The organism is Pseudomonas sp. PGPR N4 (genome assembly GCF_059693665.1).
Window position 1 is genome coordinate 604,448 of sequence record NZ_JCAUKV010000002.1, and the last position, 20,577, is coordinate 625,024.

Consider the following 20,577-nt stretch of genomic DNA (forward strand, 5'->3'; position numbering starts at 1 on the left):
ATGCACGCTCTTCAAGCCAAGATTCTCGATCCGCGCATCGGCGCCGAATTCCCCCTGCCGCAGTACGCCACGCCTGGCTCCGCTGGCCTGGACCTGCGCGCCATGCTGCAACAGGACACCGTTCTGGAGCCGGGCCAGACCCTGCTGATCCCGACCGGCCTGTCGATCTACATCGGCGATCCAGGCCTGGCGGCGTTGATCCTGCCGCGCTCGGGGCTGGGCCACAAACACGGCATCGTGCTCGGCAACCTGGTCGGTTTGATCGACTCGGATTACCAGGGCGAGCTGATGGTGTCGTGCTGGAACCGCGGCAATAGCGCTTTCACCATCAACATTGGCGAGCGTATTGCACAGCTTGTCCTGGTACCTGTGGTACAAGCGCATTTCGACATCGTCGAGGCCTTCGACGAGAGCCAACGTGGCGCTGGCGGCTTCGGTCATTCGGGCAGCCAATAACGGCCAGAGAACGATCGTTTGCGCCACGGATGGCGAACTCTCTGGCGAAAGTACCGTCCAAGCGTGCAGTTTGCGCCTACCCAGAAGCCTTAGACATTGGAGCTTTCCCAGAGATGAACGATATGGCCCAGCTGGTCCCTGCACTGCCTGAGAGCATCTTCCGCGCCTATGACATCCGCGGCGTGGTCGGCAAGACCCTGCACGCTGAAACCGCTTACTGGATCGGTCGTGCCATCGGCGCCCAGACCCTCGCTCAGGGCGAGCCGAATATCTCGGTTGGCCGTGACGGTCGCCTGTCCGGGCCGATGCTGGTCGAGCAACTGATCAAGGGCCTGGTCGAAGCCGGCTGCAAGGTCAGCGACGTTGGCCTGGTGCCAACCCCTGCGCTGTATTACGCCGCCAACGTGCTGGCCGGTACCTCCGGGGTGATGCTCACCGGTAGCCACAACCCGTCCGACTACAACGGTTTCAAGATCGTCATCGCCGGCGACACCCTCGCCAACGAGCAGATCCAGGCCCTGTTGACCCGCCTGAAAACAGATGACCTGAGCCGCGGCGAAGGCAGCGTCGAGCAGGTCGAGATCCTCCAGCGCTACCATCAGCAGATCGTCGGCGATGTGAAGCTGGCGAAAAAACTCAAGGTAGTGGTCGACTGCGGCAACGGTGCAGCGGGCGTCAATGCCCCGCAACTGATCGAAGCCCTGGGCTGTGAAGTGATCCCGCTGTTCTGCGAGGTCGACGGCAACTTCCCCAATCACCACCCGGACCCGGGCAAGCCTGAAAACCTGCAAGACCTGATTGCCAAGGTCAAGGAAACCGGCGCCGATATCGGCCTGGCCTTCGATGGCGACGGCGACCGCGTGGGCGTGGTGACCAACACCGGCAGCATTGTCTACCCCGACCGCCTGCTGATGCTGTTTGCCCAGGACGTGCTGTCGCGCAACCCAGGCGCCGAGATCATCTTCGACGTCAAATGCACCCGTCGCCTGACCCCGCTGATCGAACAACACGGCGGTCGCGCACTAATGTGGAAAACCGGTCACTCGTTGATCAAGAAGAAGATGAAGCTGACCGGTTCCTTGCTGGCTGGCGAAATGAGCGGGCACATCTTCATCAAGGAACGCTGGTTCGGCTTTGACGACGGCATCTACAGCGCCGCACGCCTGCTCGAGATCCTCAGCCAGGCCGAGCAGGACGCCGAGAGCCTGTTCGCTGCATTCCCGAACGACATCTCTACGCCGGAAATCAATATTGATGTGACCGACGAGGGTAAATTCAGCATCATTGATGCACTGCAACGCGACGCCGACTGGGGTGAAGCCAACCTGACCACCATCGACGGTGTGCGGGTCGACTACGCCAAAGGCTGGGGCCTGGTCCGCGCCTCCAACACCACGCCGGTGCTGGTGCTGCGCTTCGAAGCCGACAGCGAGGCCGAATTGCAACGTATCAAGGATGTTTTCCGCGCGCAGTTGCTGCGGGTTGCCCCTGACCTGCAACTGCCGTTCTGACCGATTATCCGTACCCACTGGAGCCCTGCATGACCCTCGATCGCGAAGCCGCCTCCCATGTAGCCGAAGTCTTGTCCGAAGCGCTGCCTTACATCCGTCGCTTCGTCGGCAAGACGCTGGTGATCAAGTACGGCGGCAACGCGATGGAGAGCGAAGAGCTCAAGACCGGCTTTGCCCGCGACATCGTGCTGATGAAAGCGGTCGGCATCAACCCGGTGGTAGTGCACGGCGGTGGACCGCAGATCGGTGACCTGCTCAAGCGTCTGTCGATCGAGAGCCACTTCATCGACGGCATGCGCGTGACCGACTCGGCGACCATGGATGTGGTCGAGATGGTGCTCGGTGGCCAGGTCAACAAGGACATCGTCAACCTGATCAACCGCCATGGCGGCAGCGCTATCGGCCTGACCGGCAAGGACGCCGAGCTGATCCGCGCGAAAAAGCTCAAGGTCAGCCGCCAGACGCCAGAGATGACCTCGCCCGAGATCATCGACATTGGCCACGTTGGCGAAGTGGTCGGGGTCAACACCGACCTGCTCAACATGCTGGTCCGCGGTGACTTCATCCCGGTGATCGCGCCGATCGGTGTCGGCGCCAACGGTGAGTCGTACAACATCAACGCCGACCTGGTTGCCGGCAAGGTTGCCGAAGCGCTGAAGGCCGAGAAGCTGATGCTGCTGACCAACATTGCCGGTTTGATGGACAAGCAGGGCCAGGTCCTGACCGGCCTGACCACCGAGCAAGTCAACGAGCTGATCGCCGACGGCACCATCTACGGCGGCATGCTGCCGAAGATCAAATGCGCACTGGAAGCAGTCCAGGGCGGCGTGCAGAGTTCGCACATCATCGACGGTCGCGTACCGAACGCGGTGCTGCTGGAGATCTTCACCGACAGCGGTGTAGGCACCTTGATCACCAACAGCAAGCGCGCCTTGGCCTGATTTGTCGGGGCTGCTTTGCAGCCCTTCGCGGGCAAGCCCGCTCCCACAGGGCCAGCAGTGCATCCTGTGGGAGCGGGCTTGCCCGCGAAGGGCCGCAAAGCGGACCCGCAACACCCCTGCAAAAACTAATATCTACCCTGGAGAAAGCGCGTGAAATACGCATCACATGGACTCGTGCTGGCAGCCGTTCTGGCTGTCGGGTCCCTCGCCGGCTGCGCCACTGAAACGTCCAAAGCTGTTGCCGTGCAACAGGTCGAAAGCGTCAACCGCCCGTACAGCGGCCAACGCACCCCAATCGCTGTGGGCAAGTTCGACAACCGTTCCAGCTACATGCGCGGGATCTTCTCCGACGGCGTCGACCGCCTCGGCGGCCAGGCCAAGACCATCCTCATCACCCACCTGCAGCAGACCAACCGCTTCAATGTGCTTGATCGCGACAACATGGGCGAGATCCAGCAGGAAGCAACCATCAAGGGCATGGCGCAGAAGCTCAAGGGTGCGGATTTCGTGGTCACCGGTGACGTCACCGAGTTCGGCCGCAAAGAAGTCGGCGACCACCAGCTGTTCGGCATTCTTGGCCGCGGCAAGACCCAGATCGCCTACGCCAAAGTGGCGCTGAACATCGTCAATATCAGCACCTCGGAAGTGGTCTATTCGACCCAGGGTGCCGGCGAGTACGCCCTTTCCAATCGCGAGATCATCGGCTTTGGCGGTACCGCCAGCTATGACTCCACGCTCAACGGCAAGGTCCTCGACCTGGCCATGCGCGAAGCGATCAACAAGATGGTCGACGCGATCGACAACGGCCAATGGAAGCCTCAAGCCCGATAAGCTGAGCAGCACAACAAGGAAGACACCTTCATGAGCATCATCCCTCAAGGCTGGCGCCTGGTCGCCGGCGTTGTGCTGGGCAGCGTTCTGCTGACCGGCTGCGGCACCCCGCACAAACCACTGTATCAGTGGGAAAGCTACCAGCCGCAGGTCAACGAGTACTTCAAGGGCCAGGCCAAGGAAGAACAGGCCATCGCCCTTGAGCGCGACCTGGAGAAGATCAAGGCCAAGAATGGCGCCGTGCCGCCGGGTTACCACGCGCAGCTGGGGCTGATCTATTCCAGCCTGGGCAAGGACGACCAGATGATTCAGCAGTTCCAGACTGAAAAGGCCTTGTTCCCTGAGTCGGCCAAGTACATGGACTTTCTCATGAACAACGCGCGCAAAGGGGCCAAGCAATGATCAAGCGGATCACCCAACTGATCGTCGGCGCCTGCGTGCTGGCCTTGTTCGCCGGTTGCGCCGAGCGCCGTAGCGTGGACTACTCGGCGTACAAGCAGGCGCGGCCCAAGTCGATCCTGATTCTGCCGCCGCTGAACCAGTCGCCGGACGTCAAGGCCACCTACAGCATGCTTGCGCAGGTGACCTATCCGCTGGCCGAAGCGGGTTATTACGTAATGCCGGTGGCGCTGGTCGACGAGACCTTCCGCCAGAACGGCATGACTACGCCGTCGGATATCCATGAGCTGCCGACTACCAAGTTGCAGGAGATCTTCGGCGCCGATGCCGGCCTGTACGTGACCGTGAGTGACTACGGCACCCGCTACATGGTGCTCAGCAGCGCGACCATCGTTACCGCCAGCGCCAAGCTGGTCGACCTGAAGACCGGCACCACGCTGTGGACCGGTAGCGCCACAGCATCCAGTGAGGAAGGTCGGCAGAACCAGGGTGGCCTGATCGGCATGTTGGTGATGGCGGCGGTCAACCAGGTCATCAGCAGCGTGCAGGATGACGCCGGCTACCCGATTGCCGGCATGACCAGCGCGCGGTTGCTGTCACCGTATCCGAACGGCGGCATTCTGTATGGCCCGCGCTCGCCCAAGTACGGTACAGACTGAATCCATTGTCTTGCGAAGGGGCGCGAAAGCGCCCCTAGCAATCCCAACTTGATCAGAAGCTGTAACGGGCCGTCAGTTTGACGTTGCGTGGATCGCCGTAGATGTCATACGGGCTGTAAGCGCCATTGGCCACACTGCTGTAGTAGGTGCGGTCGAACAGGTTGTTGAGGTTGACCTGCAGATCCAGCTGCTCGCTGGCTTGGTAACCCGCCACCAGACCGACCACGGTGTAGGATCCCTGCTGGTTCTCCCACGCCGTGCTACCCGTGCCGCCCGCGGTACGAATGCGGCTCTGCTGGTAGACATCTCCCCCCACCCGCCAGCGCTGCAACTCACCCGGCAGGGTGTAGATGGTCGACAGCTTGAACAGCTGACGCGGCTTGGTCCGATCAAAGTCCTCGCCTTCGCGAGCTGGATTGGCATCACTGACATATTTGGTCTGGGTAAACGTATAACCGGCGGCAAGCTGCCAGTTGTCGGTCAATGCGCCCTGCACTTCCAGGTCGATACCACGGCTGCGGACCAACCCTGACGCTTCATAGCAGGCACTGGCGGCACCTGCGCCGCAGCCTTTGGCGTCGGGCAGTTCCTGGCCACGGTTTTTCTGGTCGATCTGGAACAGCGCCATGCTGGCGTTCAGCGCACCCTCGAAGTACTCACCCTTGATGCCAATCTCGTAATTCTCGCCCACCACCGGTGTAAGCACCTTCCGGTCCAGGCCCTTGCTGCTCTGCGGCTTGAAGATATCGGTGTAGCTGACATACACCGAATGGTGGACGTCCAGATCGTAGACGAGCCCGGCATAGCGGGTCAGATTGCGGGTGACCTTGTAGCTCGCTTCGCTGTTTTTGCTGTCCTCGAATTCGTACCAGTCGACACGGCCGCCAACAATCAGCGACAGCGGCTCGGTCAGACGCAGACGGGTGCTGGCGTAGACGCTGTCCTGAGTGGTGGTTTCGGGACGGCCGTAGGCGCCAGTATCGAAGTCCGGTTTGACATGCCCGCGTGGATTCCAGGCAAACAGGTTGGTGCCCGAGTCAAGAAAAATGCCCCAGGGCGTGGTTGAGCGATAATCCAGCTTGCGCTTGCTGACCCCAAAGGTCAGGTCATGGCTCTGGCCGAGCAACTGGAAGGGGCCATTGAGCGCCAGATCATAGCCGGTTTCCTTTTGCTGCATGTCTTCCGCCCACAGATAGTGGCGATTGTAGGCCCACACCGAAGAGGCCAACACTTCAGTTTCGGTAGTCGCCTGCATCGCGGCCATGCGCAGCGTCCAGTCATCGCCCAGCCCCTGCTCGAGAGTGGCGAAATAACCGGTAGTGCGGTCGTCCGAGTATTCCCAGTCGTGCCCCAGGAAGGTGTCGCGGGGTAGCCCCAGATGGCCGCCGCCACGGGCCATGGGCAAGCCGCCCCAAATGTAGTTGGTGTGATTTTTCTGCCGGTAGGCGCCAACGGTCAGGGTGGTGCTGTCGCTGATATCGGCGTCTACCACGCCGTAGAAAAGGTCATGATCGCTCTCTACCGAGTCGCGAAAGCTTTTTGAGTCCTGTCGCGATACCACGGTGCGCGCGCGCAGGGTACCGTTCTCATTCAATGGGCCGCCGACGTCCAGCGTGCCGCCGTAGTCGTCCCAGCTACCGGCGGTGCCGGTAAGGGTGGCCTGAAACTGATGGGTCGGGCGCTTGCGTACCAGGTTGATCGCGCCCGCAGGGTTGCCCGCACCCTGGGTCAAGCCGGCAGCACCACGGACGATCTCGACCCGGTCATACATGGCCAGGTTGGCCTCGCCGCTGGGCACGTAGGTCAGCAAGCTGGTGGGAAAACCATCGTAGAGGACGTTGTCGACGTCAAAGCCGCGCGCACTGAAGCTGGGCCGGCCCGGGCCACCAGAGTTGTTCAAAAACAATCCCGGCGCACTTTTGACCACATCGCTGATGCTGGTCATGGCCTTGTCGTCCATGCGCTTGCGAGTAACCACACTGACCGATTGCGGCGTCTCGCGTAGGGTCAGTGGCAGCTTGGTGGCTGTCTGCATGGCGCCTGTGGTGTAAGAACCGCTGTTCTCGGTGGTCTCGCCCAGGCCTTGGCCATGGATACTGGTAGCGCCCAGCTCAAGGCCGCTGCCAGCTTTCTGTGGGCTCAGCAGATACAGGCCATTACCCTGCGGCGCGGCTTGCAGGCCGGTCCCTTGCAGCAGTTGCTGCAGGCCGCCCTGCACACTGGCGGCGGCATTCAGGCCCGGGCTGCGCAAGCCTTCCACCAGCCCCGGCTCAATGGGCAGCGTGATACCGGCCTGGCTGGCGAAGTCAGACAGGGCATTGCTCAGGTTACCGGCTGGCACCTTGTACGTGCGCTGCTGCTGGGCAGCCTGCTCAGCAGCCTGCAGCGCCGCAGCAGTCAGGCCGCTGCCCGCGATGATCAAACCCAATGCAGCCGCGTGTACTGCCCGCGCCAGTGGTTGCGTGCCCTGCGTCGTCGCCATGTGTCCGTCCCTGCCCTGCAAAAGTGATGTAGTTATGGGAGGGACACGCAGCCTGAGAAAAACCCGCCAGCGATTTGCTAAACGTTGGCACGTGCCGTGACGGTGACCCAGTAGGCCGTTCGGTAAGTCACGCTGACCGGCAGGGTCTGGCTCAGGCCGCGCAGGATCTGGTCGGTGTCGCGCAGCTGAAACGTACCCGAGATCAGCAGCCCAGCGACTGCCGGATCACAGCGCAGGAGGCCGGAGCGATAGCGGCCCAGCTCGTTGATGAAGTCGTCCAGGCGCATTTTTTCTACACGCAGCGTGCCACTGAGCCAGTCGAGATGGTTCTGCGCCAGCGCCGTCGCGGGTTGCGCAGCCAGTGCGCTGATGTAGGTCTGCTGGCCGGCAGCCAGTCGCAACCGGCCTTCCTCACCTCGGGATAACTTCGGGCGCACTAGCGCGGCGCCATCCAGCGCAGCGAGATAGGTGCTTTGCGGGTACTGGCGCAGTACAAAGCGGCTGCCAAGCAGCTCCAACTGCGCTTCGCTGGTCTCGACGATGAACAGCCGACTGGACGGCTGGCGGGGCAGTTCGATGAGTATTTCGCCGGCGATCAGGCGTACCCGGCGCACGCTCTCGTCGTAGTCGATATTGATGGCGCTGGCGGTGTTGAGCTGGATCTGGCCACCGTCGGGCAAGGGCACATTGCGCTGCTCACCACTGGCGGTGCGCTGGTCCGCCTGCCACTCGCGCCAGGGCAGACTGCGATAAGCGGTAACGCCCAGCGGAGCCGCAACGATCAGCAATGCCAAGGTCTTGAGCACCTGGCGGCGCTCGACCGCTCGTGGCCGCTCCAGGGCGGTGCGCTCGGCATCACCGGCGAGCAGCTGCGCTTGGGCACTGAAGCGCGCGGCCAGTTGCCAGGCACGCTCATGGTCGGCATGACGCGCACGCCACTCCGCGCCAGCGGCGTGCTCGGCGGGCCCGGCAGCGCTGTGCTGCAGGCGCACGAACCAGCTGGCAGCTTCGCGAGCGATGCGCCGGTCGATCGGTGTGTTATTCATACGGCAGGTTTTCACTGGCGAGCACGATGCACTCTTCGAATGCGCGCGCCAGATAGCGCTGCACCGAGCGCAAGCTGAGGTCGAGCCGGCTGGCGATCTCTTCCTGGGTATACCCTTCAAGCTGCGACATCAGGAACGCCTGGCGGGTCTTGCCCGGCAACACGGCGAGCACTTGATCGATCTCGTCGAGGGCTTCGAGCACCAGCGCCTGATGCTCCAGCGACGGCGACAACGCTTCCGGCGTCAGCGCCAGAGCGTCGAGGTAGGCCTGCTCCAGCGAACGCCGGCGGTACAAGTTGAGGCTCAGGCGGTTGGCGATGGTCGCCAGATACGCACGCGGAGCGGTGACGCACGACGGCTCGCCAGTGCCGCTGCGCAGCAGCCGCAGGAAGGTATCCTGCGCCAGGTCGGCAGCGTCGGCGGCATTGCCCAGGCGTCGGCGCAACCAGCCCTGCAGCCAACTGTGATGATGGCTGTAAAGTTGATCGATGGCCTGATGCTGAGTGTGAATCGCCGCTGAATTAGGATGCACAGGATATGACAAGCGTGAATGAGAATTGGTCTCATTCTACCAGCATAACCAGTGGCCCGCGCAAGCACGGGCCCGGCTGCGGGATCAGATCCCGTATTGCGCGCGGTACGCCTCGACCGCTGGCAAGTGCTGCTTGAGCTGCGGATCGTCAGCGAGGAACTCGAGCACCTGGGTCAGCGAAACGATGCTGACCACCGGGATACCGAAGTCGCGCTCCACTTCCTGGATCGCCGACAGCTCGCCGTTGCCACGCTCTTCGCGGTTGAGCGCGATCAGTACGCCGGCGGCTTTGGCCTGCTGCGCGCTGATGATCTGCATCACTTCACGGATCGCGGTACCGGCGGTGATCACGTCATCAATGATCAGTACATTGCCTTCCAGCGGTGCGCCGACCAGGCTACCGCCCTCGCCATGGGCCTTGGCCTCTTTGCGGTTGAAGCACCACGGCACGTCCAGCTGATGCTGGTCGGCCAGGGCGACCGCAGTGGCCGAAGCCAGCGGGATGCCTTTGTAGGCCGGGCCAAACAGCACGTCGAAGGGGATTTTGCTGTCGACGATGGCCGCCGCGTAGCAACGTCCCAACTGCGCCAGTGCCGAGCCGCTGTTGAACAGCCCCGCATTGAAGAAGTACGGGCTGGTACGCCCCGATTTCAGGGTGAATTCACCGAAGCGCAGAACGCCGCGATCGATGGCAAAACGGATGAAGTCGCGCTGATACGGCTGCATGAAAAAGTCCCAGACACCACGGATTTAGCTAAATGAGTTGAGCTCGGGTATCATACACGCACGAGATTTTTGGGGCCATTTATGCGGATCATCAGTGTGAACGTTAATGGCATTCAGGCTGCAGCCGAGCGTGGTTTGCTCAGTTGGCTACAAGCCCAGAATGCCGACGTCATCTGCCTTCAGGATACCCGCGCCTCGGCCTTTGAACTCGACGACCCAGCTTTCCAGCTCGATGGCTATTTCCTTTATGCCTGCGATGCAGAGGTGCCCGCCCAAGGTGGTGTGGCGCTCTATTCGCGGATGCAGCCCAAGGCAGTCATCACCGGCCTGGGCTTCGAGACAGCCGACCGCTACGGACGTTACCTGCAAGCAGATTTCGACAAAGTCAGTATTGCCAGCCTGTTGCTGCCTTCGGGCATGAACGGCGACGAAGACTTGAACCAGAAATTCAAGTTGATGGACGATTTCGGCAAGTACCTGGACAAACAGCGGCGCAAGCGTCGTGAATACATCTATTGCGGCTCGTTCTACGTGGCGCAGCAGAAGCTCGACATCAAAAACTGGCGCGACAGCCAGCAGTCACCTGGTTTCCTGCCGCCCGAGCGGGCGTGGATGGATTCGATCGTGGGTGACATGGGTTATGTCGACGCGCTGCGTGAAGTCAGCCGCGAAGGCGATCAGTACAGCTGGTGGCCCGATAACGAACAGGCCGAGATGCTCAACCTGGGTTATCGCTTCGACTACCAGATCCTCACGCCAGGCTTGCGCCGCTTTGTGCGCAGTGCCCGCCTGCCGCGTCAGCCGCGGTTCTCCCAGCATGCGCCACTGATTGTGGACTATGACTGGACTCTGACGATCTGACATACGCTGGGGCCGCTTTGCGGCCCCAGCGGTTACAACTGCAATCAGTCAGCCAAAGCCGCATTCTGCAGGTCGTAGATTTCGTTCATGCCTTTCTGCGCCAGCGCCAGCATGGCGTTGAAGTCTTCCGGCTGGAACGGTGCACCTTCAGCGGTACCCTGCACTTCGATGAAGCCACCCGCGCTGGTCATGACCACATTGAGGTCGGTCTCGGCCGCGGAGTCTTCCAGGTAATCCAGGTCAAGCACTGCTTCGCCCTGATACATGCCTACCGATACAGCAGCGATCATGTGCTTGAGCGGGTTGCCGCCCTTGAGGCCGCCGCGCTTCTTGATCACCGCCAGGGCGTCGACCAGTGCAACCATGGCACCAGTGATCGAAGCGGTGCGGGTACCACCGTCAGCCTGGATCACGTCGCAGTCGACGTACAGGGTGACATCGCCGAGCTTGCTCATGTCCAGCGCAGCGCGCAGCGAGCGGCCGATCAGGCGCTGGATTTCGAGGGTGCGACCACCCTGCTTGCCACGGCTGGCTTCGCGCTGGTTACGCTCACCGGTCGCACGCGGCAGCATGCCGTACTCGGCAGTCAACCAACCCTGGCCCTGGCCTTTGAGGAAGCGCGGCACGCCGTTTTCGACGCTGACCGTGCAGATGACCTTGGTGTCACCGAACTCGACCAGTACGGAGCCCTCGGCGTGCTTGGTGTAGTTGCGGGTGATGCGGATCGAGCGGAGCTGATCGGCGGCGCGACCACTTGGACGTTTCATTTGGGATACCTGTACTGGGATTCGAATCTGCCGAGCATTATAAAGCCCGCAGCCCGGCGAGGACATGCCTATCGTCGCAGGCGCCAGCCTGTCGACTACTCCTAGCTGCGGCCAAGGCGATCGATGACACGGCCGAAATTGGGCGCGCAGCCCACTCTGCGTTACAATCGCGCGCCTTGCAGCCTGACCCGGCTGCCCCATCATTCTTATGCGAGGTAGTCCGCCATGGTGCACAGCATGACCGCTTTTGCTCGCGTCGAGCGCGCCGGCAGCCAAGGCACTCTGGTCTGGGAGCTGCGCTCGGTCAACCACCGCTACCTGGAGCCGCATCTGCGCCTGCCAGAAGCCCTGCGCGAGCTTGAAAGCGCGGTGCGCGAAGGCCTGCGCCAAGGGCTGTCACGGGGCAAGGTCGAATGTACCCTGCGCCTCAATGAAGACAGCACCGGCAAGCCGCTGCAGGTCGACCGCGAGCGCGCCGCGCAACTGGTCGCCGCCGCCGAAACCGTCGCCAGCCTGATCAAGCAGCCCGCGCCGCTGAACCCGCTGGAAGTGCTGGCCTGGCCCGGCGTGCTGGTGGCCGATGCCAGCGATCCGCAGGCCCTCAATGCCGAAGCCATCGCCTTGTTCGACGAAGCGGTGCAGGAGCTCAAGGCCGGTCGCCAGCGCGAAGGCCAGGAGCTGGCCCGGCTGATCAACGAGCGCCTCGACGGCATGACTAGTGAAGTGACTACCCTACGCGCGCTGGTGCCGCAGATGCTGGCGGTGCAGCGGCAGAAGATCCTCGATCGCTTTCATGACATGCAGGCCGAACTCGACCCGCAGCGACTGGAGCAGGAGATGGTCCTGCTCGCGCAAAAAAGCGACGTCGCCGAGGAGCTGGATCGCCTCAACACCCACATCACTGAAGTGCGCCGGGTGCTCAAGTCCGGCGGTGCTGCAGGTCGACGCCTGGATTTCCTCATGCAGGAACTCAACCGCGAAGCCAACACCCTTGGCTCCAAGGCATTCGACCCGCGCAGTACGCAGGCGGCGGTCAACCTCAAGGTGTTGATCGAGCAGATGCGTGAACAAGTACAGAACATCGAGTAAGGCCATCCCGACCATGAACCACTGCAGCGGCACTCTCTATATCATCTCGGCGCCATCTGGCGCGGGCAAGACCAGCCTGGTTACCGAACTCACGGCGATCACTCGGGAAGACACGCATATCCGCGTATCGGTCTCGCACACCACCCGTGCAATGCGACCGGGCGAAAAAGACGGGGTCAACTATCACTTTGTCGACCGCGAGCAGTTCCAGAACCTGATCGACAAGGGTGACTTCATCGAGCACGCCGAGGTGTTCGGCAACTTTTACGGCACCTCCCGCAGCGCCCTGCAATCCACCCTGGATGAGGGCTTTGACCTGATTCTGGAAATCGACTGGCAAGGCGCCCAGCAAGTGCGCGAACTGATGCCTGATGCCCTGTCGATCTTCATCCTGCCGCCGAGCCAGGATGCACTGCGCCAACGCCTGACCGGGCGCGGCCAGGACAGCGAAGAGATCATCGAAGGGCGCATGAAGGAAGCGGTCAACGAGATGGTTCACTACGACGAGTACGACTACGTGATCATCAATGATGATTTCGATGCGGCGCTGGCGGACATCAAAGCGGTATTCCGCTCCAATCGCCTGCTGCTTGCAAAGCAAAAGCAGCGCCATGGTGCGCTGCTCGAGCAATTGGTTGGCTGATCTGGCTTGGGGCCCATAGCGGCCCCAAATCACTTCACTCCTGCAGTTGCAGCTTGGCCTGCTGCTGCAAGGTGGCGCCGAGGAAGAACGCCGGCAGGCGCAGCCGCGACAGCAGCATCAGGCAGATGCCCAGCAGCGAGATGATCGCCGCAATCACGAACACCAGCCCCAGCCCACCCACATGCGAGCCGCTGCCAAAATCTGGCGAAGCGCTGTCGATTGCCGTGCGCACGAAGATCACCGACAGGATTGCGCCACCCAGCAACGGGCAGACGCCGCGCATGAGGAAGTGCCGCAGGCTGCTGAACAGGCTGCGGCGGAAGTACCAGACGCAGGCAAAGGCAGTCAGCGAGTAATAGAAGCAGATCATCATGCCCAGCGCGGTGATGGTGTCGGCCAGCACGTTCTCGCTGAGGGTACGCATGGTCACGTAGAACAGTGCTGCGGCAATGCCCGCGCAAATGGTGGCGTAGCGTGGCGTCTGCGAACGCGGGCAGACCTTGGCGAAACGCTTTGGTACCGCGCCGTAGTAACCCATCGCCAGCAACGTGCGCGCAGGCGAAACGAACGTCGACTGCAACGACGCTGCAGTACTGGCCAACACCGCAATCGACATGAGGATCGCCAACGGGCCCATGACCGGGCCGGCCAGGTGAGCGAAGACGTTTTCCTGAATGCGCGGATTACCCAGGCCCAGGCCGACATCACTGATCCCGGCGAACTGCAGCGTGGCGATGGCGGTGAGCAGATACAGGCAGAGAATCAACAGCACCGTCCAGGTCGCTGCCTTGCCCGGCACTTCATCGCTGCCGATCGACTCTTCACTGACGGTCAGGCATACGTCCCAGCCCCAGAAGATGAAGATCGACAACGACAAGCCCGCAGCGAACGCCGAGAACGACTCGACGCCGAAAGGGTTGAACCAGGCCAGGTCAAACGCCAGTGGTGGTGGCGCGGTGGTTTCGCCGAAGGCAGCAAAGGCGAAACCGATCAGCACCAGCAACTGCAAGGCCACCAGGCCGTACTGCACTGTCATGGTGGTGCCCATGCCGCGACAACAGATCCATACCGCCAGTGCGATGAACACGCAACAGGTGATGATGTTGATCAGCAGATTGTCGGCCAACGCGGCCAGCGATTGATCGCCAGTGATCTGCGCGAGGAACAGATAGAAGAAGTCCACCGCCACGCCGGCCAGGTTGGACAGCACAATGGTGGTCGCCACCACCAGGCCCCAGCCGCCGATCCAGCCGATCATCGGACCGAACGCCCGGGCCGACCAGGTGAACGAGGTGCCGCTGTCGGGTTCTGCCGCGTTCAGCTCACGGTAGCCGAGGGCAACCAACAGCATTGGCAGGAAGCCGACAATGAACACTGCTGGCAGGTGTGCGCCGACCTCACGCACGGTCGGGCCAAGCGCGCCGGTCAGGGTGTAGACCGGGGCAATGGTGGAAATGCCCAGCACCACGCTGGCCAGCAAGCCCAGCCGGCCCTTGGCCAGGCCTTTGCTGGCGCGAGGGGCGCTGCCGTCTGAAGCGGCCGCCGCACCGGGCGGGCGGCCGTTGTCTGTGTTTTCGCTCATGAGTATTCGCCGTCGATATTGGTATTGTTTTCACAGACCGCTGAGGGTCCGCTTTCACTCATTGAAAGCTTGCTGTCGGGGGTGAGTCATCCGAGACCTTCGGCTGACGTCAGACTGTTTTCTGGCGTGAAACCTCCCGCACAGCATGGGCCTTGCAGGCCTCGCGAAACGCCTTGAACAGGCGCAGCGAGACCGGGTTTTCGGCGAAACGCCACTCCGGGTGCCACTGCACGCCGAGCACCAGGCCCGGCGCGTCCAGCATCGACACCGCTTCGATCAGGCCATCCGGGGCCCGTGCTTCGACACGCAGGCCAGCGGCCAGACGGTCGATCCCCTGACTGTGCAGCGAGTTGACCTCGAACTGCTCAGGCAGGCCAAAACGCTCGAACAGCCCGCCCGCCTCAGTGCGCACCAGATGCCGAGGGCCGTATTGCTCCTCCAGCGGCGCGTCCTGCGGTTCGCGGTGGTCGAGGTAACCGGGCAGCTCCTGCACGCGCTGGTGCAGGCTGCCGCCCAGGGCCACATTCAATTCCTGAAAGCCGCGGCAGATACACAGCACCGGCACGCCGGCGGCGATGGCTGCGCGCAGCAAAGGCAGGGTCAGGCGATCACGCGCCTGATCATGGCGGGTGCCGGCAATGCTGGCGGCGCCATTGTAGTGGTGCGGCTCGACATTGGAAGGCGAGCCGGTGAAAACGATGCCATTGAGGATCGATAGCAGCGCCAGCGGGTCGCTGCCGACATCGCGCGCAGGCAGGATCAACGGGATCCCGGCATAGCCGGCCGCCTCCACGTACTTGTCGCCAACGGTGTGCGAAGCATTCTTGCCGACCTGCTGGCGGCAGGCGCTGACACCGATCAGAGGGACCACGTTTGCGCTCATGGGCTTACACCGTGTGCAGGTACCAGTTGTACTCGAGGTCGGAAATCGACACCTCGAACTCGGCCTGCTCGCTTTCCTTGCAGGCGACGAAGATGTCGATGTAGTCCGGGCTGATGTATTGGTTGAGGATCTCGCTGTCATCCAGCGCACGCAGGGCGTCGCGCAGGTTGTTCGGCAGGCTCTGTTCGAGCTGCTCGTAGGAGTTGCCCTCGATCGGCTCACCCGGCTCGAGCTGGTTGGTCAGGCCGTGGTGAATGCCGGCCAGGATCGACGCCATCATCAGGTACGGATTGGCATCGGCACCGGCGACGCGGTGTTCGAGGCGCACTGCGTCACTGCTGCCGGTCGGCACGCGCACGGCCACGGTGCGGTTGTCCAGGCCCCAGCTCGGCGCGTTGGGCACATAGAACTGCGCGCCGAAACGGCGGTACGAGTTGACGTTCGGGCAGAGAAACGCCATCGACGCTGGCATGGTTTCCAGCACGCCGGCAATGGCATGGCGCAGCGGCGCGCTTTCGAGCGGGTCTTCGCTGGTGAAGATGTTCTTGCCGGTCTTTTTGTCGAGCAGCGAGATGTGCACGTGCAGGCCGTTGCCGGCCTGGCCTGGATAGGGCTTGGCCATGAAGGTGGTGTCCATCTCATGGTCATAGGCGACGTTCTTGATCAGGCGCTTGAGCAGGATCGCGTAGTCACAGGCCTTCATCGGATCAGCAACGTGATGCAGGTTGACCTCGAACTGCGCCGGGGCGCTTTCCTTGACGATGGCGTCGGCCGGGATGCCTTGCTCGCGGGCGGCTTCGAGCATGTCCTGCAGGCAGTCGACGTACTCATCGAGGTCGTCGATCAGGTATACCTGGGTCGATTGCGGGCGCTTGCCGGAGATCGGTGAGCGTGGCGGCTGCGGCCGGCCGTTGAGGTTGTCCTGGTCGATCAGGTAGAACTCCAGCTCGAACGCGGCGCAGATATCCAGGCCCAGATCGTCGAACTTGCTCACTACCTTGCGCAGCACCTCACGGGGGTCGGCGAAAAACGGCTCGCCTTCGATTTCGTGCATGGTCATCAGCAGTTGCGCGGTCGGGCGCTTCTGCCATGGCTCGTAGCACAGGGTGCCAGGGATCGGATAGCAGACCCGGTCGGCGTCGCCGATGTCCAGGCCCAGGCCGGTGCTCTCCACGGTCGAGCCGTTGATATCGAGGGCGAACAGCGACGCCGGCAAATTGATGCCACGCTCGTAGACCTTGTGCAGGCTGGCACGCTCGATACGCTTGCCGCGAACCACGCCATTCATGTCGGAGATCAGCAGATCAACGTACTGGATGTCCGGATGCGCCTTGAGAAAGTCGGACATCTCGCTGGAAGTGCTGGCGCGCGGGTTTACCGACGTCATGGTGTACATCCTTTGGGTGTGGAGCGGCGATGTGGAGAGATACGGCTGGCGCCTCATGGGCGACGATGGATGCTGCTGTTGTTCTTTTCACTGTCCCATCGTGGGGATTTTCGGCCCGACGGGGTGCATTGATTCCCGCAGGCCGTTTCACTATAAAATGGCCTCAACGCAACAGACATTGGCATTTCGGCAAGCAGAGCGTGCACCAATGCAATATCAGATAACTCATGCCGACCTTTCGCTAGTCTTGGCACTTGAGCGCGGTCGCTCGCTGGCCAAGGCCGCAGAGCTACTCAAAGTCGACGTTTCGACGGTGTTCCGCTCGATTCGCCGCCTGGAGTCGGCGTTGGGCACCGCGCTGTTCGTCAAAAGCCGCAAAGGCTACCTGCCCACCGACACTGCCCAGGCCCTGGCCGAGCAGGCTGAACGTGCCGAGCTGGCACTGGAAGCGGCAAGGATTGCCCTGACCAGCGGTGAGCAGGTAGTCAGCGGCACGGTGCGCCTGACCTGCACCGAGGCCGTTTTGCACAGCCTGCTGCTGCCGGCACTGGCGACGTTCATGCCCAATTACCCGGCGCTGTCGCTGGAGCTGGGCACCTCGAACACTTTCGCCAACCTCAGCCGGCGCGACGCCGACATCGCCCTGCGCCTGACCAACACCCCGCCGGAGCATCTGGTCGGACGCTGCCTGGGCTCGACCTCCTACGTTATCTGCGGCCATGCCAGCCTGCGCGAGCGGCTCGAGCAGTCGGTCAGCAGCGTGGCCTGGATCGCGCCGGATGACTCGATGCAGGACCACCCCACGGTGGTCTGGCGCAACCAGCAGTATCCTGGCTTGAACCCGCGCTACCAGTGCAGCGGCATGTCGACCATCGCGCAGCTGGTGAGCACCGGCCTGGGCGTGGCGGCGCTGCCCGATTACATGGTCCACGACATGCCTGATGTCGAGGCGCTGAGCGCACCGCTGGGAGGCTGCGACACGCAGTTGTGGCTGCTGACACGCCCCGATTGCCGTGCCCTGCGCTCGGTGCAGACGCTGTTTGAGGAGCTGACCCCACATTTGCGCGCAGCATTGTTGCGATAAGCCGTTTGCGGCTGTTGTATTGCAGCCCCGGAAACCGTTATCGTCAGCGCTATCGAGGCGTCTGAAACGGTGCTTTCGCGCTGCGGGCCGGCCTTTGCGGGCCAGGCCAAAGCGGCATGATCGAGGCAGTTTCAGGACTGATGGGCAAGGCTGGCTATAAAACAGCCCTTCCCTATTGGCTGGTGATTTTTTAAACTACCCAGTCCACCGCCCATTATGGGCTGTACGCCCTACCGCATTGCTACTGAGGAAGACCATGGCCCGCGTAACTGTAGAAGACTGCCTGGAACACGTGGATAACCGCTTTGAGCTGGTCATGCTCTCCACCAAGCGCGCCCGTCAGCTGGCCACCGGTGGTAAAGAGCCACGCGTTGCATGGGAAAACGACAAGCCTACCGTTGTTGCCCTGCGCGAAATCGCTGAAGGCATCATCACCAACGAATTCCTGGCTGCCGAAGAGATCGTCACCGAAGATCCGGTATTCGCCGCGTTCGAGGACGAGTCCAACGAGGCTGTCTGATTGATGCCAGGTCGACGTCGCGCGGCAACCGGACTTCTTCCTCGGCAGGAGGTATACCCATGCCGAGCATAGACACCCTCGCCGAACGGCTATCGACCTACCTCGGTCCGGACCAGGTCAACCTGGTTCGGCGAGCCTATTTCTACGCCGAACAGGCGCACGATGGGCAGCGCCGCCGCAGTGGCGAACCCTACGTGACTCACCCGCTGGCAGTTGCCGGCATCCTCGCCGACATGCACATGGACCATCAAAGCCTGATGGCGGCCATGCTGCACGATGTGATCGAAGACACCGGCATCGCCAAGGAAGCCCTCAGCCAGCAGTTTGGCGAGACGGTGGCCGAGCTGGTCGATGGGGTCAGCAAACTGACCCAGATGAACTTCGAGACCAAGGCCGAGGCGCAGGCCGAAAACTTTCAGAAGATGGCCATGGCCATGGCGCGGGATATCCGCGTGATCCTGGTCAAGCTCGCCGACCGCCTGCACAACATGCGCACCCTGGAAGTGCTGTCGGGCGAAAAACGCCGACGCATTGCCAAGGAAACCCTCGAGATCTACGCTCCGATTGCCAACCGCCTGGGCATGCACAATGTGCGCGTAGAGTTCGAAGACCTTGGCTTCAAGGCGATGCACCCGATGCGCTCGGCGCGCATCCACCAGGCAGTCAAGCGCGCCCGCGGCAACCGCAAGGAAATCGTCGCCAAGATCGAACAGTCCCTGGCCAATTGCCTCGGCAGCGACGGCATCCAGGGCGAGATCAGCGGCCGCCAGAAACACCTCTATGGCATCTACCGGAAGATGCGCGGCAAGCGTCGCGCCTTCAACGAGATCATGGACGTGTACGCGTTTCGCATCGTCGTCGACAAGGTCGACACCTGCTACCGCGTGCTCGGCGCTGTGCACAACCTGTACAAGCCGCTGCCGGGGCGCTTCAAGGATTACATCGCGATCCCCAAGGCCAACGGCTACCAGTCGTTGCACACGACCCTGTTCGGCATGCACGGCGTTCCCATCGAAATCCAGATTCGCACCCGCGAAATGGAAGAGCTGGCCAACAACGGCATCGCTGCGCACTGGCTGTACAAGTCCAACGAGGAAGAGCAGCCCAAGGGCAGCCACGCCCGCGCCCGTCAGTGGGTCAAAGGCATCCTCGAGCTGCAGCAACGTGCCGGCAACTCGTTGGAATTCATCGAGAGCGTGAAGATCGACCTGTTCCCGGACGAGGTCTACGTGTTCACCCCGAAAGGGCGAATCATGGAGCTGCCCAAAGGCTCCACCGCTGTCGACTTTGCCTACGCGGTGCACACCGACGTCGGCAACAGCTGCATTGCCTGCCGCATCAACCGCCGCCTGGCGCCATTGTCCGAGCCCTTACAGAGCGGCTCGACGGTGGAAATCGTCAGTGCCCCGGGCGCACGGCCGAACCCGGCCTGGCTCAACTTCGTGGTCACCGGCAAGGCGCGCACGCACATCCGCCACGCGCTCAAGCAGCAGCGCCGCTCCGAGTCGATCAACCTTGGCGAGCGCCTGCTGAACAAGGTATTGACCGGCTTCGACAGCAGCCTGGAAAAGATCCCGCAGGAACGTATCCAGCCGATCCTCAACGAGTATCGCCTGGAAGTCATCGAAGACCTGCTCGAAGACATCGGCCTGGGCAATCGCATGGCCTACGTGGTCGCCCGTCGGCTGCTCTCGGCCGAAGGCGAACAGCTGCCAAGCCCGGAAGGCCCGCTGGCCATCCGCGGCACCGAAGGCCTGGTGCTGAGCTACGCCAAATGCTGCACACCGATCCCGGGCGACCCGATCGTTGGCCATCTGTCGGCCGGCAAAGGCATGGTCGTGCACCTGGAAGACTGCCGCAACATCAGTGAAATCCGCCACAACCCGGAGAAGTGCCTGCAGCTGTCCTGGGCCAAGGATGTCACCGGCGAATTCAACGTCGAGCTGCGCGTCGAGCTTGAGCACCAGCGCGGCCTGATTGCCTTGCTCGCCAGCAGCGTCAACGCCGCCGACGGCAACATCGAGAAAATCAGCATGGACGAACGCGATGGCCGCATCAGCGTGGTCCAGCTGGTGGTCAGCGTGCACGACCGCGTTCACCTGGCTCGTGTAATCAAGAAGTTGCGCACCCTGACCGGCGTGGTCCGCATCACCCGCATGCGTGCGTAAATCCGCCAAC

19 protein-coding genes and 1 pseudogene are annotated in these 20,577 nt (G+C 62.3%); 12 read left to right on the plus strand and 8 right to left on the minus strand.

Annotated elements, in window-relative coordinates; genetic code table 11:
* The 6 genes and pseudogenes from dut (at position 1) to AC58X1_RS12405 (ending at position 4,797) form a co-directional block, all read left to right on the plus strand.
* Entirely contained in the window at positions 1 to 456 is a 456-nt protein-coding gene (gene dut, locus AC58X1_RS12380) for a dUTP diphosphatase (protein ID WP_150571449.1), read from the plus strand.
* Between the two features lie 137 nt (positions 457 to 593).
* Positions 594 to 1,967, plus strand: a pseudogene (locus tag AC58X1_RS12385) (phosphomannomutase/phosphoglucomutase); the annotation flags it as partial.
* 29 nt (positions 1,968 to 1,996) lie between these two features.
* Positions 1,997 to 2,908 carry an acetylglutamate kinase gene (gene argB, locus AC58X1_RS12390; protein ID WP_150571447.1) on the plus strand — a complete coding sequence of 304 codons (912 nt, stop codon included), beginning with the start codon at positions 1,997 to 1,999 and terminating at the stop codon, positions 2,906 to 2,908.
* Between the two features lie 150 nt (positions 2,909 to 3,058).
* Entirely contained in the window at positions 3,059 to 3,739 is a 681-nt protein-coding gene (locus tag AC58X1_RS12395) for a CsgG/HfaB family protein (protein WP_101322886.1), read from the plus strand.
* Between the two features lie 30 nt (positions 3,740 to 3,769).
* A complete protein-coding gene (locus tag AC58X1_RS12400) occupies positions 3,770 to 4,141 on the plus strand; it encodes a DUF4810 domain-containing protein (RefSeq protein ID WP_101322885.1) in 372 nt (123 codons plus the stop codon).
* Positions 4,138 to 4,797, plus strand: coding sequence for a DUF799 domain-containing protein (locus tag AC58X1_RS12405; protein ID WP_497428904.1), 660 nt, complete (start codon positions 4,138 to 4,140; stop codon positions 4,795 to 4,797). Before AC58X1_RS12400 ends, AC58X1_RS12405 begins: the two co-directional genes overlap by 4 nt.
* Before the next feature lie 52 nt (positions 4,798 to 4,849).
* On the opposite strand, the gene AC58X1_RS12410 is transcribed toward AC58X1_RS12405, so the two are convergent.
* From AC58X1_RS12410 to pyrE, 4 genes are all read right to left on the minus strand, one after another.
* Positions 4,850 to 7,279: a TonB-dependent siderophore receptor gene (locus tag AC58X1_RS12410; RefSeq protein WP_497428905.1), complete on the minus strand. Its 2,430-nt coding sequence runs from the start codon at positions 7,277 to 7,279 to the stop codon at positions 4,850 to 4,852.
* A gap of 77 nt (positions 7,280 to 7,356) precedes the next feature.
* Positions 7,357 to 8,325 (minus strand): FecR domain-containing protein, encoded by a 969-nt coding sequence (locus AC58X1_RS12415; protein WP_150571445.1) that lies wholly within the window; start codon positions 8,323 to 8,325, stop codon positions 7,357 to 7,359.
* Entirely contained in the window at positions 8,318 to 8,836 is a 519-nt protein-coding gene (locus AC58X1_RS12420) for a sigma-70 family RNA polymerase sigma factor (protein ID WP_150571455.1), read from the minus strand. Before AC58X1_RS12420 ends, AC58X1_RS12415 begins: the two co-directional genes overlap by 8 nt.
* A gap of 105 nt (positions 8,837 to 8,941) precedes the next feature.
* Positions 8,942 to 9,583: an orotate phosphoribosyltransferase gene (gene pyrE, locus AC58X1_RS12425; RefSeq protein ID WP_101322883.1), complete on the minus strand. Its 642-nt coding sequence runs from the start codon at positions 9,581 to 9,583 to the stop codon at positions 8,942 to 8,944.
* A gap of 81 nt (positions 9,584 to 9,664) precedes the next feature.
* Between pyrE and crc the strand changes: the two genes are divergently transcribed.
* The gene (crc, locus tag AC58X1_RS12430; protein ID WP_101322882.1) at positions 9,665 to 10,444 is read left to right on the plus strand and encodes a catabolite repression control protein Crc; all 780 of its coding nucleotides are present in this window, start codon (positions 9,665 to 9,667) and stop codon (positions 10,442 to 10,444) included.
* Positions 10,445 to 10,488: 44 nt separating this feature from the next.
* On the opposite strand, the gene rph is transcribed toward crc, so the two are convergent.
* Positions 10,489 to 11,211, minus strand: coding sequence for a ribonuclease PH (rph, locus tag AC58X1_RS12435; RefSeq protein WP_101322881.1), 723 nt, complete (start codon positions 11,209 to 11,211; stop codon positions 10,489 to 10,491).
* 225 nt (positions 11,212 to 11,436) lie between these two features.
* Between rph and AC58X1_RS12440 the strand changes: the two genes are divergently transcribed.
* Both AC58X1_RS12440 and gmk read left to right on the plus strand, forming a co-directional pair.
* A complete protein-coding gene (locus tag AC58X1_RS12440; RefSeq protein ID WP_150571444.1) occupies positions 11,437 to 12,300 on the plus strand; it encodes a YicC/YloC family endoribonuclease in 864 nt (287 codons plus the stop codon).
* Between the two features lie 13 nt (positions 12,301 to 12,313).
* The gene (gene gmk, locus AC58X1_RS12445; RefSeq protein WP_497428906.1) at positions 12,314 to 12,943 is read left to right on the plus strand and encodes a guanylate kinase; all 630 of its coding nucleotides are present in this window, start codon (positions 12,314 to 12,316) and stop codon (positions 12,941 to 12,943) included.
* Positions 12,944 to 12,977: 34 nt separating this feature from the next.
* On the opposite strand, the gene AC58X1_RS12450 is transcribed toward gmk, so the two are convergent.
* The 3 genes from AC58X1_RS12450 to AC58X1_RS12460 form a co-directional block, all read right to left on the minus strand.
* A complete protein-coding gene (locus AC58X1_RS12450) occupies positions 12,978 to 14,525 on the minus strand; it encodes an APC family permease (protein WP_101322878.1) in 1,548 nt (515 codons plus the stop codon).
* A gap of 109 nt (positions 14,526 to 14,634) precedes the next feature.
* Positions 14,635 to 15,408, minus strand: a complete 774-nt coding sequence (locus tag AC58X1_RS12455) for a gamma-glutamyl-gamma-aminobutyrate hydrolase family protein (RefSeq protein WP_497428907.1) — start codon at positions 15,406 to 15,408, stop codon at positions 14,635 to 14,637.
* A 4-nt stretch (positions 15,409 to 15,412) separates the two neighbouring features.
* Positions 15,413 to 16,795 (minus strand): glutamine synthetase family protein, encoded by a 1,383-nt coding sequence (locus AC58X1_RS12460; RefSeq protein ID WP_103435549.1) that lies wholly within the window; start codon positions 16,793 to 16,795, stop codon positions 15,413 to 15,415.
* Between the two features lie 208 nt (positions 16,796 to 17,003).
* On the opposite strand from AC58X1_RS12460, the gene AC58X1_RS12465 reads away from it, so the two are divergent.
* The 3 genes from AC58X1_RS12465 (at position 17,004) to spoT (ending at position 20,567) form a co-directional block, all read left to right on the plus strand.
* Positions 17,004 to 17,879 (plus strand): LysR family transcriptional regulator, encoded by an 876-nt coding sequence (locus AC58X1_RS12465; protein ID WP_497428908.1) that lies wholly within the window; start codon positions 17,004 to 17,006, stop codon positions 17,877 to 17,879.
* A 256-nt stretch (positions 17,880 to 18,135) separates the two neighbouring features.
* Positions 18,136 to 18,399 carry a DNA-directed RNA polymerase subunit omega gene (gene rpoZ, locus AC58X1_RS12470; RefSeq protein WP_101322874.1) on the plus strand — a complete coding sequence of 88 codons (264 nt, stop codon included), beginning with the start codon at positions 18,136 to 18,138 and terminating at the stop codon, positions 18,397 to 18,399.
* A 59-nt stretch (positions 18,400 to 18,458) separates the two neighbouring features.
* Complete coding sequence (gene spoT / locus AC58X1_RS12475; protein WP_101322873.1) at positions 18,459 to 20,567, plus strand: bifunctional GTP diphosphokinase/guanosine-3',5'-bis pyrophosphate 3'-pyrophosphohydrolase; 2,109 nt, start codon at positions 18,459 to 18,461, stop codon at positions 20,565 to 20,567.
* Positions 20,568 to 20,577: the final 10 nt, after the last annotated feature.